General features: G+C 70.6%; 13 protein-coding genes and 1 riboswitch. Of the genes, 5 read left to right on the forward strand and 8 right to left on the reverse strand.

Translation table 11 applies throughout. The annotated features are described in order from the left end of the window. Position 1: 1 nt before the first annotated feature. Genes ON759_RS10965 through ON759_RS10975 form a run of 3 tightly spaced genes read right to left on the reverse strand, consistent with a single transcriptional unit; the run spans position 2 to position 2,273 of the window. Entirely contained in the window at positions 2-730 is a 729-nt protein-coding gene (locus tag ON759_RS10965) for an ABC transporter ATP-binding protein (protein WP_271680425.1), read from the reverse strand. Positions 731-759: 29 nt separating this feature from the next. Further along, positions 760-981, reverse strand: a complete 222-nt coding sequence (locus tag ON759_RS10970) for a hypothetical protein (protein ID WP_271680426.1) — start codon at positions 979-981, stop codon at positions 760-762. Between the two features lie 2 nt (positions 982-983). Further along, complete coding sequence (locus tag ON759_RS10975) at positions 984-2,273, reverse strand: efflux RND transporter periplasmic adaptor subunit (RefSeq protein WP_271680427.1); 1,290 nt, start codon at positions 2,271-2,273, stop codon at positions 984-986. A gap of 188 nt (positions 2,274-2,461) precedes the next feature. Between ON759_RS10975 and glmS the strand changes: the two genes are divergently transcribed. Both glmS and ON759_RS10985 read left to right on the forward strand, forming a co-directional pair. Further along, complete coding sequence (gene glmS, locus ON759_RS10980; RefSeq protein WP_271680428.1) at positions 2,462-4,294, forward strand: glutamine--fructose-6-phosphate transaminase (isomerizing); 1,833 nt, start codon at positions 2,462-2,464, stop codon at positions 4,292-4,294. 62 nt (positions 4,295-4,356) lie between these two features. Beyond that, positions 4,357-4,626, forward strand: coding sequence for a metal-sensitive transcriptional regulator (locus tag ON759_RS10985; RefSeq protein WP_271680429.1), 270 nt, complete (start codon positions 4,357-4,359; stop codon positions 4,624-4,626). Positions 4,627-4,669: 43 nt separating this feature from the next. On the opposite strand, the gene ON759_RS10990 is transcribed toward ON759_RS10985, so the two are convergent. The 3 genes from ON759_RS10990 to ON759_RS11000 all read right to left on the reverse strand — a co-directional run bounded on the left by ON759_RS10990 (position 4,670) and on the right by ON759_RS11000 (position 7,847). Continuing rightward, complete coding sequence (locus ON759_RS10990; RefSeq protein WP_271680430.1) at positions 4,670-6,580, reverse strand: TonB-dependent receptor domain-containing protein; 1,911 nt, start codon at positions 6,578-6,580, stop codon at positions 4,670-4,672. A gap of 124 nt (positions 6,581-6,704) precedes the next feature. After that, a riboswitch (cobalamin riboswitch) is annotated at positions 6,705-6,946 on the reverse strand. Positions 6,947-6,960: 14 nt separating this feature from the next. Beyond that, entirely contained in the window at positions 6,961-7,362 is a 402-nt protein-coding gene (locus ON759_RS10995) for a TfoX/Sxy family protein (RefSeq protein ID WP_271680431.1), read from the reverse strand. Further along, the gene (locus tag ON759_RS11000; protein WP_271680432.1) at positions 7,359-7,847 is read right to left on the reverse strand and encodes a GAF domain-containing protein; all 489 of its coding nucleotides are present in this window, start codon (positions 7,845-7,847) and stop codon (positions 7,359-7,361) included. Before ON759_RS11000 ends, ON759_RS10995 begins: the two co-directional genes overlap by 4 nt. Positions 7,848-7,923: 76 nt before the next feature. On the opposite strand from ON759_RS11000, the gene ON759_RS11005 reads away from it, so the two are divergent. Next, positions 7,924-8,643, forward strand: a complete 720-nt coding sequence (locus tag ON759_RS11005; RefSeq protein WP_271680433.1) for a TMEM175 family protein — start codon at positions 7,924-7,926, stop codon at positions 8,641-8,643. After that, positions 8,643-9,317, forward strand: coding sequence for a dethiobiotin synthase (bioD, locus tag ON759_RS11010; protein WP_271680434.1), 675 nt, complete (start codon positions 8,643-8,645; stop codon positions 9,315-9,317). The genes ON759_RS11005 and bioD overlap by 1 nt, the downstream gene beginning before the upstream one ends. A gap of 170 nt (positions 9,318-9,487) precedes the next feature. Here bioD and ON759_RS11015 read toward each other — a convergent pair whose 3' ends face one another. Together ON759_RS11015 and ON759_RS11020 are read right to left on the reverse strand one after the other, a co-directional pair. Further along, positions 9,488-12,667 carry an efflux RND transporter permease subunit gene (locus ON759_RS11015; RefSeq protein WP_271680435.1) on the reverse strand — a complete coding sequence of 1,060 codons (3,180 nt, stop codon included), beginning with the start codon at positions 12,665-12,667 and terminating at the stop codon, positions 9,488-9,490. Between the two features lie 74 nt (positions 12,668-12,741). Beyond that, positions 12,742-13,932, reverse strand: coding sequence for an efflux RND transporter periplasmic adaptor subunit (locus tag ON759_RS11020; protein WP_271680436.1), 1,191 nt, complete (start codon positions 13,930-13,932; stop codon positions 12,742-12,744). A 233-nt stretch (positions 13,933-14,165) separates the two neighbouring features. Here ON759_RS11020 and ON759_RS11025 point away from each other — a divergent pair, with 233 nt between their 5' ends. Then, positions 14,166-16,433, forward strand: coding sequence for a patatin-like phospholipase family protein (locus ON759_RS11025; protein WP_271680437.1), 2,268 nt, complete (start codon positions 14,166-14,168; stop codon positions 16,431-16,433). The last annotated feature ends 93 nt before the right edge of the window (positions 16,434-16,526 follow it).

Consider the following 16,526-nt stretch of genomic DNA (forward strand, 5'->3'; position numbering starts at 1 on the left):
CTCAGCCGTGGGCGACGGTGGTGGCGCCCGCCGGCGCGGCGCGCTGGGACAAGCCGAGCTCGGCGGTCAGGTCGGTGGCCATGCCGTCGACGATGTGCACGTTGCGCTGCGCGCGCGCGGCCAGCTCGGGGTCGTGGGTGACCATCACGATGGTGGTGCCCTGCTGGTTGATGTCCTCCAGCAGCTCCATCACGCTGCGCGCCATCTGCGAGTCGAGGTTGCCGGTCGGTTCGTCCGCCAGCAGCAGGCGCGGGCTGCCGGCCAGCGCGCGCGCGATCGCCGCGCGCTGCTGCTGCCCGCCCGACAGCTCCGCCGGGTAGTGCTTCATCCGCGAGCCCAGGCCGACCAGTCCCAGCGCGTCCTCGATGCGCAGCTTGCGCTCGGCCGCCGGCATCCCGCGGTAGCGCAGCGGGACGTCGCAGTTGTCGAACAGGTTGAGGTCGGGGATCAGGTTGAAGCTCTGGAAGATGAAGCCGATCTTCTGGTTGCGCAGGCGCGAGCGCGCGTTGTCGTCGAGCCCCTTCACGTCCACGCCGTCGAGCAGGTACTCGCCGCCGGTGAAGCTCTCCAGCAGCCCGGCGATGTTGAGGAAGGTGGTCTTGCCCGACCCGGAGGGCCCGGTGACGGCGACGAACTCGCCCTCGCCGACGTGCAGGTCGAGCGAGCGCAGCGCGTGCGTCTCGACCAGTTCGGTGCGGTAGACCTTGGTGACCTGGCGCATGTCCAGCATGGTGGTGTCCTTTGTGTGCGGATGGGGTGTCAGGAGATGCGGAAGCGCGGCGCCAGCGCGTCGTCGGCGCGGTAGCCGTGGGCGATGCGCAGGCGCGCGCGCACGCCGTTGGCGGCGGGCAAGGCGCTGTCGCGCGCGGCGTCGGCGGCGTCGAACAGGTCGATCTGGTGCAGGCGCAGCGGCACGGCGTCGGCGAGTTGCTCGGCGGTCCAGCGCAGGCGTTCGAACGGGCAGGCGGGGGAAGCGTGCATGGTCATTCTCCGGAGATGCGGACGCGGTCCGCGTTGTCGAACTGGTCGGTGCCGGCGACGACCACGCGGTCGCCTGCCTTCAGCCCCGACACGATTTCCACGGCGTCCAGGCTGGTGGCGCCGGCCTGGATCGGGCGGCGCACCGCGCTGCTGCCGTCCATCACGTAGGCGAAGCGGCCGCCGTCCTGTTCCACGAAGGGGCCGCGCTCCACCATCAGCACGTCCTTGCGGGTGTCCATGACGATGCGCACCGACAGCCGCTGGTTCTGGCGCAGCCCGGGCGGTTGCTTGCCGTCGGCGAAGCGCACGCGCGCGGTGACTTCGCCGTTCACCACTTCCGGCGACACCGCGGCGATCTCGCCGGCATAACCGGTGCCGTTGCTGGTGATCTGCGCCGGCATGCCGATGCCGAGGTCGCGGGCGAAGCTCTCGGGCACCTTGATCTCGACCTCGAAGCGGCTGAGGTCGACCACGCTCAGCACCGGGCCGTTGGTGGCGACCTGCGTGCCCTGCGGCACCTGCACCTGGCCGACCTGGCCGTCGAATGGCGCGCGCAGGGTGAGCGCGTCGACCTGGCGGCGCTGCTCGGCGACCACCGCGCGCTGGCGCTCGACCAGCAGCTGCTTGTTGCGTGCGTCCAGCCCGGCGCCCTGGCTCTGCAAGGCGAAGGCCTGGCGTGCGGCGGCCATCCCGATCTCGGCCTTGGTCATGTCGTCCTTGGCGCGGGCCAGGTCGTTCTGCGGCACCGCGCCGCCGTCGAAGGCGCGCTGGTAACGCTCGAGGTCGCGCATCGCCGCGGTGCGCTCCACCATCGCCTGGTCGAGCGCGCGCTTCGCGTTGGCGCGGGTGATCTGCGCATCCAGCGCGGCGCGGCTGGCCTCGGCCTCCATGCCGGCCAGGGTCGATTCCTCCTGCACCAGCTTGCTGCGCAGCTCGGGGCTGTCGATCACCGCCAGCGCCTGGCCCTTGCCGACCTTGTCGCCGGCGACCACCTGCAGGGTGACGGTGCCGGCCGCGATCGCGTACAGCGTGGGGCTGTTCGCCGCGATCACCCGGCCGTCGGCGCTGAGGTCGCGGACCAGGTCGCCGCGGCGGACCTCGGCGATGCGGATGCGCGCGGCATCGTAGGAACGGCCACCGCCGGTCCAGCCGATCGCCACCCAGCCGATCGCCGCCACCAGGGCCACGCCGCCGAGGGCGAGCCAGGGCCAGTGGCGGGGCAGGCGGCGGGCGGGCCGGCCGAGGACCTGGTCCTGGCCGGCGGTGTCGCGGATGCGGGGGCGGTTGTCCATGCGGTCGGTGGGTGGGTTGCGGTCCATACCCGGGTTATTGCAATTCGCGTGCCAACTCCAAGTCATTGGAATTGTTGGAATTATTCGCGAGCGACCGGTGTCCGGCGGACGCCTGCCCCGTCCGCGCGGACACCCCGGACGGACTCCGCCGGCTACACTTGCGGCTTCCCCGAAGGAGTCTCCCCGGCATGTGCGGAATCGTCGGCGCCATCGCCAACCGTGACGTGGTCCCGCTGCTGGTCGATGGCCTGAAGCGGCTGGAATACCGCGGCTACGATTCGGCCGGCATCGCGGTGATCGATGGCGAATCCGTGCGCCGCGTGCGTCGCACCGGCCGCGTCGCCGAGATGGAATCCGCTGCTCTGGCCGAAGGCTTCGACGCCACCCTCGGCATCGGCCACACGCGCTGGGCCACGCATGGCGGCGTCACCGAACACAACGCGCATCCGCACATCAGCCACGGCGAGCTGGCGCTGGTGCACAACGGCATCATCGAGAACCACGAGCAGCAACGCGAACGCCTGCGCGCGCTGGGCTATGCGTTCACCTCGCAGACCGACACCGAGGTCGTCGCCCACCTGATCCACCACTACCGCGCCCAGGGCGCGACCCTGCTCGGCGCGCTGCAGCAGGCGGTCAAGGAACTGGAAGGCGCCTATGCGCTGGCGGTGGTCGACAAGCGGGATCCGTCGACCATGGTCGCCGCGCGCATGGGCTGCCCGCTGCTGGTCGGGCTGGGCGAGGGCGAGAACTTCGTCGCCTCGGACGTGTCGGCGATCGTGTCGGCGACCCGCCGCGTGATCTTCCTCGAGGAGGGCGACACCGCCGAGGTGACCCGCGACGGCGTGCGCGTGTTCGATGCCGGCGATGTACAGGTCCAGCGCGAGGTGCACCTCTCCGACGTGTCGCTGGCCTCGCTCGAGCTGGGGCCGTACCGGCACTTCATGCAGAAGGAAATCCACGAGCAGCCGCGCGCGATCGGCGACACGCTGGAGGGCATCGTCGATGCCGGCGGCTTCGATCCCGCGCTGTTCGGCGCGGGCGCCGCCGAGGTGCTGGCCGACGTTGAGTCGGTGCAGATCCTCGCCTGCGGCACCAGCTACTACGCCGGCCTGACCGCACGCTACTGGCTGGAGGACATCGCCGGGATCCCGTGCGCGGTCGACATCGCCAGCGAGTACCGCTACCGCAAGGTGGTGGCCAACCCGCGCCAGCTCATCGTCACCATTTCGCAGTCGGGCGAGACCCTCGACACGATGGAGGCGCTGAAGTACGCGAAGTCGCTGGGCCAGCAGAAGACGCTGTCGATCTGCAACGTGCCCGAGAGCGCGATCCCGCGCGCCAGCCGGCTGGTGTTCTACACCCGCGCCGGCGCCGAGATCGGGGTCGCCTCGACCAAGGCCTTCACCACCCAGCTGGTCGCGCTGTTCGCGCTGACCGGCGTGCTGGCGAAGCTGCGCGGGCGGATGGATGCGGCGCAGGAGGCCGCCTTCCTCGACGAGCTGCGCCACCTGCCGGGCAGCGTGCAGCACGCGCTGAACCTGGAGCCGCAGGTCACGGCATGGGCCGAGCGTTTCGCGCCCAAGCACCACGCCCTGTTCCTGGGCCGCGGCATGCACTACCCGATCGCGCTGGAAGGCGCGCTCAAGCTCAAGGAAATCTCCTACATCCACGCCGAGGCGTATCCGGCCGGCGAGCTCAAGCACGGCCCGCTGGCGCTGGTCGACGAGGCGATGCCGGTGGTCGTCATCGCGCCGAACGACGCCCTGCTGGAGAAGGTGAAGTCCAACATCCAGGAAGTGCGCGCGCGCGGCGGCGAGATGTTCGTGTTCGCCGACGCCGACAGCCACTTCGGCGAATCCGAGCAGGTCCACGTGATCCGCACCCCGCGCCACGTCGGCACGCTGTCGCCGATCGTGCATGCGATCCCGGTGCAGCTGCTGGCCTACCACGCGGCGCTGGCGCGCGGCACCGACGTCGACAAGCCGCGCAACCTGGCGAAGTCGGTGACGGTGGAATGAGCCGTCCGGCGCGCGCGCGCGGCGTGGCATCATTCGGGCAGACCCCCGCCGGAGGCACGCGCATGACCGAGGAGCAGGATCGCCGCCGCCGCATCCTCGTGCGGCTGGCCCGCGTCGAGGGACAGATCCGCGGGATCCGCGCGATGATCGAGGCGGACAGCGAGTGCGAAGACGTGGCCGTCCAGCTCACCGCCGCGCGGCGCGCGCTCGACCGGGCCTTCTACGACATGCTGGCCTGCAGCCTGCTCGACCAGGTCGCGGGCGCGTCCGACATCGAGGACGTGCGCGCGTCGGCCAACGAGATGGCCAGGCTGCTCGCGAAGATGGGCTGAGCCGCACGGGTGGCCCCAGGCCACCCGTGGCGGGGCATCGTGGTCAGTCGCCCTGCCAGCGCAGGCCCAGCGACCAGGTCCGGCCCGGCTGGCGGTAGTAGGCGCTGGTCTCGTAGCGGCGGTCGAAGGCATTGGCCAGGCCGGCCTGTAGCCGCCAGCCCGGCGCGAACCGCCAGCTGGCGGTGGCGTCCAGCGTGGCGTAACCGCCCACCCGCAGGGTGTTGGCCACGTCGTCCCAGCGCGCGCCCTCGGCGATGCCGCTGATGCCCAGGGTCAGCGCATCGCCGAACGCCCGATCGAGGTCGAGCCGCGCGCTGCGCCCGGGGCGCCGCGGCAGCGCGCGCCCTTGCGCGATGCCGGCGCTGCGGTTGCGCGCCTGCAAGGCGCTGGCCTGGCCGCGCAGCGACCACGCGCCGAGGCGCAGGCCGCCGGTCAGCTCGATCCCGCGGATCCGCGCCTGCTCGATGTTGTTGGCGGCGAAGATCGCGGTGTCGTAGGTGATCAGGTCGTCGATCCGGGTCTCGTAGGCCTGCAGCTGCCATTCGATGTCGCCGCGTTGGTGGCGCAGCGCGACTTCGGTGCTGCGCGAGGCTTCCGGGCGCAGCGCCGGGTTGCCGTAGTAGGGGTAGTAGAGCTCGTTGAAGCTCGGCGCCTTGAACGCGGTGGCGTGGCTCGCGGTGAACCGCCAGCCGTCGCCGAAGCCGAGGCCCCAGGCGATCCCGCCGGTGGTCTTGCCGCCGAACTGGTCGTTGTCGTCGCGGCGCAGGCTGAGCTGCAGGTCCTGCGCGCGGTCGTCGCCGTGCGCGAACTGCCCCTGGTACTGCGCGAACAGCGCGCGGTTGCCGCGGGCGGCGGCGAACGGCGAGAACGGATCCTCCACCTCGGCGCGGTCGCGCTGCCAGTCGAAGCCGGCCGTGAGCACCTGGCCCGCGGCCAGGCCGATGTCGCCCTGCAGGCTGGCGCTGTCGCGGGTGCCGGTGAAGCGGTTGGCGTAGGCGTCGCCGAGGTAGTTGTCGGAGTCGTCGCGGTTGCGGCCGGCGGACAGCGCCAGCCCCAGCGATTCGCGCGGGCGGTAGCGGATGCTGCCGCCGACCACCTGCTGCAGCACGCGCGAGTTGTCGGGCAGGCCCCAGGCCGGATCGGCATCGTAGAAGTTGTGGCCGCGCGATTGCAGCGCCTGCGCATCGAAGCGCCACGCATCGCCGGCGGCGAGGTCGGCGCGCAGCGCCACGTTGCGGTTGCGGTAGCCGTCGCGGTCGGGGTCGGGCTGGTCCATCGCGCAACCGGCGTACAGCGGCGCCCCGATCCCGCGGCAGGCATCGATGCCGTCGGTCTCCAGCAGGCCGACGTCGACGCCGACCCCGCCGCGCGTGCCGCGCAGGTCCAGCCCGCCCGAGGCCTCTCGCAGGCCATGGCTGCCGAGGCCCGCGTGCACGCGACCGTGGACGCCGGTGCCGGCGGCGGCACGCCGGGTGAACACCTGGATCACGCCGCCGATCGCGTCCGCGCCGTACAGCGAGGAACGCGGCCCGCGCACGATCTCGATGCGCTCGATCTGTTCCAGCGGCAGGTCCTGCAGCGAGGCCAGGCCGGAGCTCGGCGAGCCGACCCGCACGCCATCGACCAGGAACAGGGTGTGGTCGGACTCGGTGCCGCGCAGGAACAGGGTGCTGAGCTTGCCCAACCCGCCCTGGTTGACCAGGGTGATGCCGGCGCGGCCGCGCAGCAGTTCGGGCAGCGAGTGCGCGCTGCTGCGTTCGATCTGGTCGCGGTCGATCACCTCGACCGCGGCCAGCGCGGCATCGGCGGTGATCGCGGTGCGGGTGGCGGTGACCACCAGGCGGTCGAGGTCGGTCGCGGGAGCCGGGTCGGCGGCGGATTGCGCCGCGGCGCAGGTCGGCATCGCCAGTGCGAGGGCGAGCAGGGTCTTGCGGAAGTCGGAACGGGATTGCATGGGTGTGTCCTCCGGCGCGCACGCCCGCGCGCCCTGGGTCGAGGGGCGATGGCGGACGCGGAGGGAGGACGGACGCAGGCGCGGCGCGGGCGCAACGCAAGGCCGCGCGACGCCCACCGCATCGCCACCAGTCATGCTCCGGGCCGGTCTCCGGGCTCGCGGGCGGAACGGGGCAGGCCCGTTCCCGCCTGGCGCCTTCCCATGCGTGCATCCGTGGATGCGTGCACAGTGGCCGATGCCAGGCTTGTCTCGCTTACCGTTGCGGGGGCAGCGCCGGACTGGAGGCGCTTGCGCGCATCGTCACCGGCTTCCCGTTTCAATCGCGCGGCTTGCCGACGCGCGATCACCTGAAGCCCGCGCAGTGTACGCGAACGCGGCGCTCAGTCGGCGGCGGGTTCGCTGCCGCGGTCGTCGTCGAACAGCCCCAGGCCACTTGCGGCGGGGCGTTCGTCGGCATGCTGGGTGGTGGTCACCGGCGCGGCGGCCGGGCGCCCGCGCGGCGGCGGCAAGAGGGCGATCGCGGCTTCGGCGGCGAGCACCAGCTCCTGGCGGCGCGCGTCCGGCACCTCCTGCCAATGACAGTCGAGCAGTGCGCCTTCCAGCGAGTACAAGAGGTTGAGGCTCGGCTTGAAGCCGGCGCGGCGCACTTTCATGTACGCCTCGACCGCGCCGATGGCGGCGAGGTCGTCGAGCGAGCGCAACCCGACCTGGCGCAGCCAGGCGGCGGACTTGGGCCCGATGTTGCGCAGCTTGGGGCCGGTTCCCCTCGCGCCTGTGCTCACTGCAGCGACTCCACGTACGCCCGGGCGATCGCTTCCAGGCCTTGCTGGTCTTCAACGTCGAAACGCGCGGGCAGCGGACTGTCGAGGTCGAACACGCCCAGCAGGGCGCCATCGGCACCGACCAGCGGCACCACCAGTTCGGAGTTGCTGGCCGAATCGCAGGCGATGTGCCCGGGGAAGGCGTGCACGTCCTCGATGCGCTGGGTCTGGCGCGTGCGCGCGGCGGCGCCGCAGACGCCCTTGTCGAGCGGGATGCGCACGCAGGCCGGCAGGCCCTGGAACGGGCCGACCACCAGCTCGGTGCCGTCGTAGAAGTAGAACCCCACCCAGTTCAGGTTGGGCAGGGCCTGGTACACCAGCGCGGACAGGTTGGCGGCGTTGGCGATGCGGTCGCGTTCGCCGTGCAGGAGGGCGCGCGCCTGCGCCAGCAGTTGCGCGTATTGCGCCGGCTTGCTGCCGGTCAGCGTGGTGGCGGAGAAGCTCATGCCGCCAGTGTAGCAATGCGGGTCGCAGCCATTACCATCGCGCCACGCCCGCCGCCGGGCGATTCGGGAGCGATGCATGGGAATGCCGGGGGTGCCGGAACGCGGCGACAAGACCACGCGGCTGGAGGCGTTCGTCGATGCCGCCTTCGCCTTCGCCCTGACCTTGCTGGCGATCGCCGGCGACCACATCCCCACCAGCGGCGAGGAACTGTGGAGCGCGCTGCGCGGCTTGCCCGCCTATGCAGCCAGCTTCCTGCTGATCGTGCGCTTCTGGAGCGGGCATGCCGAGTGGAGCCGGCGCTACGGCCTCGACGATGCCGCGTCGCGGCGCCTGAGCCTGCTGCTGGTGTTCCTGGTGCTGGTCTTCGTGTACCCGATGCGGATCGTGTTCGCGGTGTTGTTCGCATCGCTGAGCAATGGCTTCTTCCCGGCCAACTTCGCGATGACGAGTTTCCGCGACGTCTCCCTGCTGTTCCTCACCTTCGGCGTCGCCTTCGGGTCGCTCGGTGCCGTCATGGCGCTCCTGTACCGGCACGCCTGGCGCGAGCGCGACCGCCTCGGGCTGGATCCACGCGAGCGCATCGAATTGCGGATGGCATGGCTGCAGTGGGCCCTGATCCCGGCGGTGGCCCTGATCTCGATCCTGCTGGCGCTGGCGATCCCGGCCACGCGCGACAGCGCGAGCGGCTGGTTGCTGGGCCTGCCGGGCTTCATCTACTTCACCCTCAACCTCGCCACGCCGGTGGTGCGTCGCGCCACCCGCCGGCAACTGGCGCTGCTGCCGCGGGAGGCCTGATGTTCGCGCTCTACGTGACCGGCACCGATACCGGCATCGGCAAGACCCTGGCGAGTAGCGCGCTGCTGCATGCCCTGCACGGGCACGGCCTGCGCGCGGCCGGCATGAAGCCGGTGGCAAGCGGCTGCACGCGCATCGATGGTGCGTGGCGCAATGCGGATGCGCTGGCGCTGCAGGCGGCCGGCGCGCCGGGCCTGCCTTACGACGACATCAATCCGTTTGCCCTCGAGCATCCCTTGGCGCCTGAGCTCGCCGCGCGCGATGCCGGGATCGAGGTGACGCTGCCGCCGATCCTCGATGCCCATGCGCGCTTGGCGACGCGGGTCGATGCGCTGGTGGTGGAGGGCGTGGGCGGTTGGGCGGCACCGCTGTCGGCGACGCTGATGCAGGCGGACCTGGTGCGCGCATTGCGCTTGCCGGTGGTGCTGGTGGTCGGCCTGCGCCTGGGTTGCCTCAACCATGCGCTGCTCAGCGCGCGTGCGATCGCCGCCGATGGCGCGCACCTCGCGGGCTGGATCGGGTCGCACGTGGACCCGGCGATGGAGCGGGTGGAAGACAACCTCGGGATGCTGCGCGCGCGCCTGCCCGCGCCGTGCTGGGGCGTGTTGCCGCATGCGCCGGATGCGGATCCGGCGACGATGGCGCGGCATCTGCGGATTCCGGTGCTGGCGTAGCACTTCCTTCTCCCCTTGCGGGAGACAGCCCGCAGGGCGGATGAGGGGATGCTGGGCAGGGCGATGCGAGGAGCGCCCCTCTCCCGCCTTCGGCACCCTCTCCCACGAGGGGAGAGGGACAAGCTCAAGAAAAACGCCCGGTTTCCCGGGCGTTTCCGCATTTGCGTCGATCAAGCGTGTTGCGGTTCCGGTGGCGGCAGGGCGTCGCCCTGCGCGTCGGCGTCCGGCTGGCGGTCGTGCGCGTGGTCGCGCGCGAGGTAAAGGTAGAACGCCGGCAGCACGAACAGGGTGAACAGCGTGCCGATGGTCATGCCGGAGGCGATCACCACGCCCATCGAGAAGCGCGAGGCCGCGCCCGGGCCCTTGGCCAGCAGCAGCGGGATCATCGCGAACACCAGCGCGGCGGTGGTCATCAGCACCGGGCGCAGGCGGATGCCGGTGGCCTCCTCGATCGCCTCGCGCTTCGACAGGCCCTGCTCGATCTGCAGCTTGTTGGCGAACTCCACGATCAGGATGCCGTGCTTGGAGATCACGCCCACCAGGGTCACCAGGCCCACCTGGGTGTAGATGTTGATGCTCATCCCCGGGAAGGCCTCGATGCCGGAGAACTGCAGCACGTTGGCGACCAGCGCGAGCACGTTGAGCGTGAGCAGCGCGCCGCAGATCGCCATCGGCACCGTGAGCAGCATGATCAAGGCGTCGCGGAAGCTCTCGAACTGCGCCGACAGCACCAGGAAGATCACCACCAGCGCCAGCGCCAGGGTCAGCAGCATCGCCGAGCCTTCCTGCATGAACTGGCGCGACTCGCCGGCGTAGTCGACGCTGAAGCCCTGCGGCAGGACCTCCTTCGCGGCCGCGTCGAGGATCGCCAGCGCTTCGCCCTTGCTCACGCCGGGGCGCGGGGCGAAGGTGATCGACACCGCGTTGAGCTGCTGGAAGCGCTTCAGCGACTGCGGCTGGGTGCTTTCCTTCAGGGTGACGATGGTCGACAGCGGGATCAGCGTGCCGTCGCGGGTGCGCGTGTAGTAGTGCTCGAGGTCGCTGGCGTTGAGCCGGCTGTCGCGCTGCACCTGCGGGATCACCCGGTACGAGCGGTTCTGCATCGAGAACAGGTTGGAATACCCGCCCGCCAGCATCGCCGACATGTCCGCGGCCAGCGTGCGCATGTCGATGCCGAGCGTCGCCGCCTTGTCGCGGTCGATGTTCACCTCGATCCGCGGCTTGTCGATCTTCAGGTCCTTGTCGAGGAAGATGAAGCGCTTGCTCGCCATCGCCTTCTGCACGATCTGGTCGGCCAGGTCGGCCAGCTGCGCCAGTTCGCCGACGCCGCCGATGATGAACTCGCCGCCGCCCGCGCCGCCGCCCGCGCTGGGCAGCGAAGGCGGGACCAGCGCGAACACGTTGAGGCCGGTGACCTGCGACATCTTCGGCTGCAGCTCCTGCTGCAGCACCTGGTTGGTCGAGCGCTCGCGCTGGCTCCACGGCTTCAGCACGAAGCCGGCCATCGCCATCGGGCTGGCGCCGCCGCCGCTGCCGCCGAAGCCGCCGTTGAACAGGAAGTAGTCCTGCACCTCGGGCACGCCCTTGGAGATGCGGGTGATCTCCTCGGTGTAGCGCTCCACGTAGTCCAGCGTGGCGGTGGGATCCGCGCTGGCCACCGAGAAGATGAAGCCCTCGTCCTCCAGCGGCGCGGGTTCCTTGGGCGCGCTGGTGTACAGGAACACGCAGCTGACCAGCACGATCAGGCCGAACGCGGCCACCACCGCCTTGGTCTCCATGGTGCCGTGCAGGCGCCGCTGGTAGCCCTGGCGCAGCTTCTCGAACTTCACGTCCAGCCACAGCTCCAGCTTGCCCTTCGGGTGCGCGGGGTCGTGCGCCTTGAGGATCTTGGAGCTCATCATCGGGGTGAGGGTCAGCGCGATCACGCCGGACAGCAGCACCGCGCCGGCCAGGGTGAACGCGAACTCGGTGAACAGCACGCCGGTGAGGCCGCCCTGGAAGCCGATCGGCAGGTACACCGCGACCAGCGTGGTGGTCATCGCCACCACCGGCCAGGCCAGCTCGCGCGCGCCGCGGATGGCGGCATCGTACGGCGACATGCCCTCCTCGATGTGGCGGTGGATGTTCTCCAGCACGATGATCGCGTCGTCCACGACGATGCCGATCGCGAGCACCATCGCCAGCAGGGTGAGCAGGTTGATGGTGAAGCCCATCAGCAGCATCAGGAACAGCCCGCCGACCAGCGACAGCGGGATGGTGACCGCCGGGATCAGCACGCTGCGCAGCGAGCCGAGGAACAGGAAGATCACCACGATCACGATGACCAGCGCTTCCACGATCGTGCTGATCACCTCGTCGATCGCGTCCTGGATCGCCTCGGTGCTGTCGTACGGGATGGTCGCCTTGATGCCCTGCGGCAGCTGCGGGACGATCTGGTCGTCCCAGACCTTGCGCACCGCCTTGATCACGTCCAGCGAGTTCGCGTCCGGGGCGACGTAGATGCCCATGAACGTGGCGGCCTCGCCGTTGATGCGGACCGAGGTGCCGTAGCTCTCGGAGCCCAGCATCACGTCGGCGATGTCGCCGAGCCGCACGATCGCGCCGTCCTGCTCGCGCACCACCAGCTTGCGGAACTCCTCGGGGCTGCGCAGGTCGGTGCGCGCGGTCATGTCGATCGCGACCATCTGGCCCTTGGTCGAGCCCACCGCCGCCAGCACGTTGTTGGATTGCAGCGCGGTGGTCACGTCGCTGGCGGTGACCTTGAGCGCGGTCATCCGCTCCGGCTTCAGCCACACGCGCATGGCGAAGGTGCCGGCGCCCAGGATCTCGGCGCGCTGCACGCCGGCCACGGTCACCAGCTTGGGCTGGATCACCCGGGTGAGGTAGTCGGTGATCTGGTTGTTGTCCAGCGTCTCGCTGGCGAACGACACGTACATCGCGGCGATCTGCTCGCCCTGCTGCAGGTCGATCACCGGGTCCTCGGACTGCGGCGGCAGCTGGCCGCGCAGCTTGTTCACCTTGGCCGAGATCTGCGTCAGCGCCTCGCTGGGATCCTTGTCCAGGCGGATGTAGGCCTGGATCGTGCTGACCCCGGCCGAACTGGTCGAGGACATGTAGTCGATGCCCTCGGCGCTGGCGATCTCGCGCTCCAGCGGCGTGGTGATGAAGCCCTGGATCAGGTCCGCATCCGCACCGAAGTAGGTGGTGCTGATGTTCACCACCGCGTTGCGCATCTCGGGATACTTGCGCACGTTGAGTTCGCTGAAGGCGCGCAGGCCGAACAGCAGGATGAACAGGCTGACGACCATCGCCAGCACCGGTTTCCTGATGAAGATGTCGGTGAATTTCATTTCGCGCTTCTCCCCCTCTCCCGCGGACGGGGGAGGGTCGGGCTGGGGCGGGGCGGCGGGGGCCGCGCGTGCGGTCAGCGGTTCTCGACCGACGGACGCGCGTCGGCGGAGGGCTGGACGTCGTTGTTGATCGTGACTTCGGCGTCGTTGCGCAGCTTCAGCAGGCCGGAGGTGACCACCTGTTCGCCGGGCTTGAGGCCGTCGGTCACCGCGATCAGGTCGCCGCGGGTGGCGCCGGTCTTCACGAAGCGCTGGGTCACCACGAACTTGTCGCCGGTCAGCGGCTTGCCCTGCATGTCCTTCTCGCCCGGCTTGCGCTTGACCTTGCTGACCACGAATACCGCGTTGCCGTAGGGGTTGAAGCTGACCGCGGTCTGCGGGATCACCACCACGTCGCGGGCGCCGCCGAGGTCGAAGCCGACCTTCGCGAAGCCGCCCGGGCGCACCGCGCGGTCGGGGTTCGGCAGCGTCGCCTGGACCTTGAAGTTGCGGGTATTGGCGTCGACCTGCGGCTCGATGGCGGTGACCTCGCCTTCGAACACCTGGCCGGGCAGGGCATCCACGCTGGCGCGGATGCGCGTGCCCACGACCATCTTGCCGATCTCCTGCTCGGGCAGGCTGAAGTCGAGGTAGATCGGGTCCAGCTGCTGCAGGCTGACCACCGCGGCGCCGGGGGCGACGTACTGGCCGAGGTTGACCTTGCGGATGCCGAGCACGCCGCTGAACGGCGCGCGGATGGTCTTCTGCGCGACGAGCGCGCGCTGCGCCTCGACCTGCGCCTGCGCGGTCGCGGCCGCGGTCAGCTTCTGCTGGGCGTCGTCCTTCGACACCAGCTGGTCGCGGCTCAGCTTCTGCCAGCGGTCGGCCTGCACGCGGGCCAGCTGCGCCGAGGCCTGCAGGGCCTTGAGCGTGGCGTCCTCGTTGGCGGTGTTCAGGCGCACCAGCACCGCGCCGGCGGCGACCGGCTGGCCGGCATCGAACTCGATCGAGCGGACCACGCCGCCCGCCTCGGTGGTGACGTCGGTGCCGTTGACCGCGACGAAGGTGCCAACCGCCTCGCCGCTGCTGCTCCAGCGCTCGGACTTGGCGTCGTAGGTGCTCACCGCCACCGCCGGCTGCGGCATGTTGTCGAAGAAGTTGTTGGTCTGCTTGGCGAAGAAGCCCTTCACGAAGAACACGCCACCGAACACGACCACGACGCCGACCAGCATCAGGATCCAGCGCAGGGGGACATTGGGGGACCGCTTGGCGGGCGTTCGGGACATGGGAGCCTCAGGCTGCGAAGGGCCGACGGGATCGCGGGATGCGGTGGCGTGGCGGATGGGGACCGGCTGGTTAATGTACCGGACAGTGCACTATTGTGGCCGTGCTGCGAACGCGACGCAATCGTGACCGATGGCACGGTAGCGCATCCGGGTGTCGCCCGCGTGGCCGCCCGTGCTGTCGATACCATGTCGCAAGCGGCGATCCGGGGCGATCGCCAAGGGGATGCACGGCGATGCAACGAACGGTTCCGCAGGTGGGACGCGGGTGGGTGCGATGGTTGGCTGCGTGCGCCCTGGTGGCCGGCATGTGGCCGGGGATGGTGGTGGCACGGGCGGCAGGCGCCGTCCAGGCGCCGGACCCCGGCTGCGTCGGCCTGGTGCTGGGCGGCGGCGGCGCGCGCGGCATCGCCCACGTCGGCGTGCTCAAGGTGCTGGAGCGCGAACGCATCCCGGTCTGCGCGGTCAGCGGCACCAGCATGGGTGCGATCGTCGGCGGCCTGTACGCCGCGGGCTACGACGCCGCCGAGCTGGAGCACCTGGTCGAGCACATCGACTGGGCGGACATGTTCGTCGACGACCCGCCGCGCAGCGAACTGCCGATGGACCGCAAGGACGAGGATTTCCGCCACCTGTTGAAGCTGGAGATCGGCTATCGCGATGGCCGGGTGAGCATCCCCGCCGGCCTGGTGCGCGGGCAAAAGCTGATGCTGTTGCTGCGCCGGCTGACCCTGTCGACCTGGCGCGACCCGGATTTCGATGCGCTGCCGATCCCGTTCCGCGCGGTCGCCGCCGACATCGTCAGCGGCCAGAAGGTGGTGTTCGCCGATGGCGACCTCGCGGTCGCGATCCGCGCCAGCATGTCGGTGCCGGGCGCGTTCGCGCCGATGCGCGTCGGCGAGCGGCTGCTGGTGGATGGCGGCATCGCCGACAACGTGCCGGTGGACGAGCTGCGGGCGATCGGGCGCATGCCGATGGTGGTGGTGGACGTGGGCTCCCCCCTGTTGCCGGAAGCGCAGCTCGGCAACCCCGGCGCGGTGCTCAACCAGATGGTCGGCGTGCTGATGCTGGAAAAGACCGAACGCACCCTGGCCTCGCTCGGACCCGGCGACACCCTGCTGCGCCCCGACCTCGGCGACCTCTCGTCGGTGCAGTTCCAGCGCGCGGCCGATGCGGTCGACATGGGCGAACGCGCGGCCGAGGCCATGCTGCCGCAACTGCGTCGCTATGCCGTGCCCGCCGAGCGTTACGCCGCCTTGCGCGCGCGCCAGCACCGGCGCGACTTCGATCCCGGCCTGCTGGCCTTCCTCGACGTCGAGCCGGGGCAGAGTCCCTCCGCCACCCGGCACGTGGCCTGGGCCACCGAGTCGCTGGTCGGCAAGCCGTTCGACCTCGACGCGGTCGAGCGCCAGGTTGGGCGCGCCTACGGCGATGGCCGCTTCGAGACGATCGATTACCGCCTGGTCGAGCGCGATGGCCGCGCCGGCCTGGAGATCGTGCCGCAGCAGAAGCCGTGGGATGCATTCGGCAGGCTCGGCCTGCAGGTGGACGACAACTTCAACGGGCTGAACAACTACCTGTTCTCGGCGGAGCTGGTCTTCAACGACGTGAACCGGCTGGGCGCCAAGTGGCGCAACCTGGTGCAGCTGGGGCGGGTGACCGGGCTGCGCACCGAATTCCACCAACCGTTCGGGCGCGCCGGCGCGTTCTACCTCGAGCCCTCCGGCGAGATCCGCGCCGAATCGCTGCCGTTGTGGGTGGACGGACGCGAGCAGGTCGCCGAATACCGGCTGGTCGGCAAGTCGGTGGGATTGGAAGCCGGGTACTCGCCGCTGCCGCAGTGGCGGCTGTCGGTGCAGGCGCTGGCCGGGCGCGATGCGGTGCGCCGGCTGGTCGGCGACGAGACGCTGGTGCGCACGGTCGCCGAGTCCTACGCCGGGATCCGCCTGGCGGCGACCTGGGACACGCTGGACAGCATCGATTTCCCGACCAAGGGCGTCCGCGCGACCGGCGAATGGTTGTCGATGCATCCCTGGGGCGGCACCGATACACAGGGCGACGTCGCGCGCGTGGCGATCGACTGGGCGCTCTCGCGCGGGCGCTACCACCTGCTGCTGGGCACGCGCCTGGCGACGACCCCCGGCGACGAGGCGTTCTTCCAGGCGCAGAACTTCCTGGGCGGCTTCCTCAACCTGTCCGGCTTCAACGAGAAAGCGTTGGTCGGCAACCAGCTCGGCCTGTTGCGTGCGGCGGCCTACCGGCGGCTGGGCGATACCCAGCAGATCTTCGCGGTGCCCACCTACCTCGGCGCCAGCGTGGAGGCGGGCAACGTCTGGAACCAGGCGGACGACTTCGGCCGGGGCGGCCTGATCGTCGGCGGCAGCGTGTTCCTCGGCTTCGGTACGCCGCTGGGGCCGCTGTTCCTCGGCTACGGCCGCAACGATGCCGGCGCGTCCTCGTTCTACCTGACCTTCGGCTCCCTGCTGCGCCGCGACGGCGAATAGCCGGCGGCGTCGCGCAACAAAAAGCCCGACCCCTTGCGGGGCCGGGCTGGCGTACGCCGGGCGCGGATGGCGGGAGGGAGCCGCCGCGCCGCG

The organism is Thermomonas mangrovi (assembly GCF_028201335.1).
GTDB lineage: Bacteria > Pseudomonadota > Gammaproteobacteria > Xanthomonadales > Xanthomonadaceae > Thermomonas > Thermomonas mangrovi.

Bases quoted from the DNA above. Each gene is read 5' to 3' on its own strand.
- ON759_RS10965 (WP_271680425.1), bottom strand. From the start codon at position 730: ATGCTGGACATGCGCCAGGTCACCAAGGTCTACCGCACCGAACTGGTC.
- ON759_RS10970 (WP_271680426.1), bottom strand. From the start codon at position 981: ATGCACGCTTCCCCCGCCTGCCCGTTCGAACGCCTGCGCTGGACCGCC.
- ON759_RS10975 (WP_271680427.1), bottom strand. From the start codon at position 2,273: ATGGACAACCGCCCCCGCATCCGCGACACCGCCGGCCAGGACCAGGTC.
- glmS (WP_271680428.1), top strand. From the start codon at position 2,462: ATGTGCGGAATCGTCGGCGCCATCGCCAACCGTGACGTGGTCCCGCTG.
- ON759_RS10985 (WP_271680429.1), top strand. From the start codon at position 4,357: ATGACCGAGGAGCAGGATCGCCGCCGCCGCATCCTCGTGCGGCTGGCC.
- ON759_RS10990 (WP_271680430.1), bottom strand. From the start codon at position 6,580: ATGCAATCCCGTTCCGACTTCCGCAAGACCCTGCTCGCCCTCGCACTG.
- ON759_RS11000 (WP_271680432.1), bottom strand. From the start codon at position 7,847: ATGAGCTTCTCCGCCACCACGCTGACCGGCAGCAAGCCGGCGCAATAC.
- ON759_RS11005 (WP_271680433.1), top strand. From the start codon at position 7,924: ATGGGAATGCCGGGGGTGCCGGAACGCGGCGACAAGACCACGCGGCTG.
- bioD (WP_271680434.1), top strand. From the start codon at position 8,643: ATGTTCGCGCTCTACGTGACCGGCACCGATACCGGCATCGGCAAGACC.
- ON759_RS11015 (WP_271680435.1), bottom strand. From the start codon at position 12,667: ATGAAATTCACCGACATCTTCATCAGGAAACCGGTGCTGGCGATGGTC.
- ON759_RS11020 (WP_271680436.1), bottom strand. From the start codon at position 13,932: ATGTCCCGAACGCCCGCCAAGCGGTCCCCCAATGTCCCCCTGCGCTGG.
- ON759_RS11025 (WP_271680437.1), top strand. From the start codon at position 14,166: ATGCAACGAACGGTTCCGCAGGTGGGACGCGGGTGGGTGCGATGGTTG.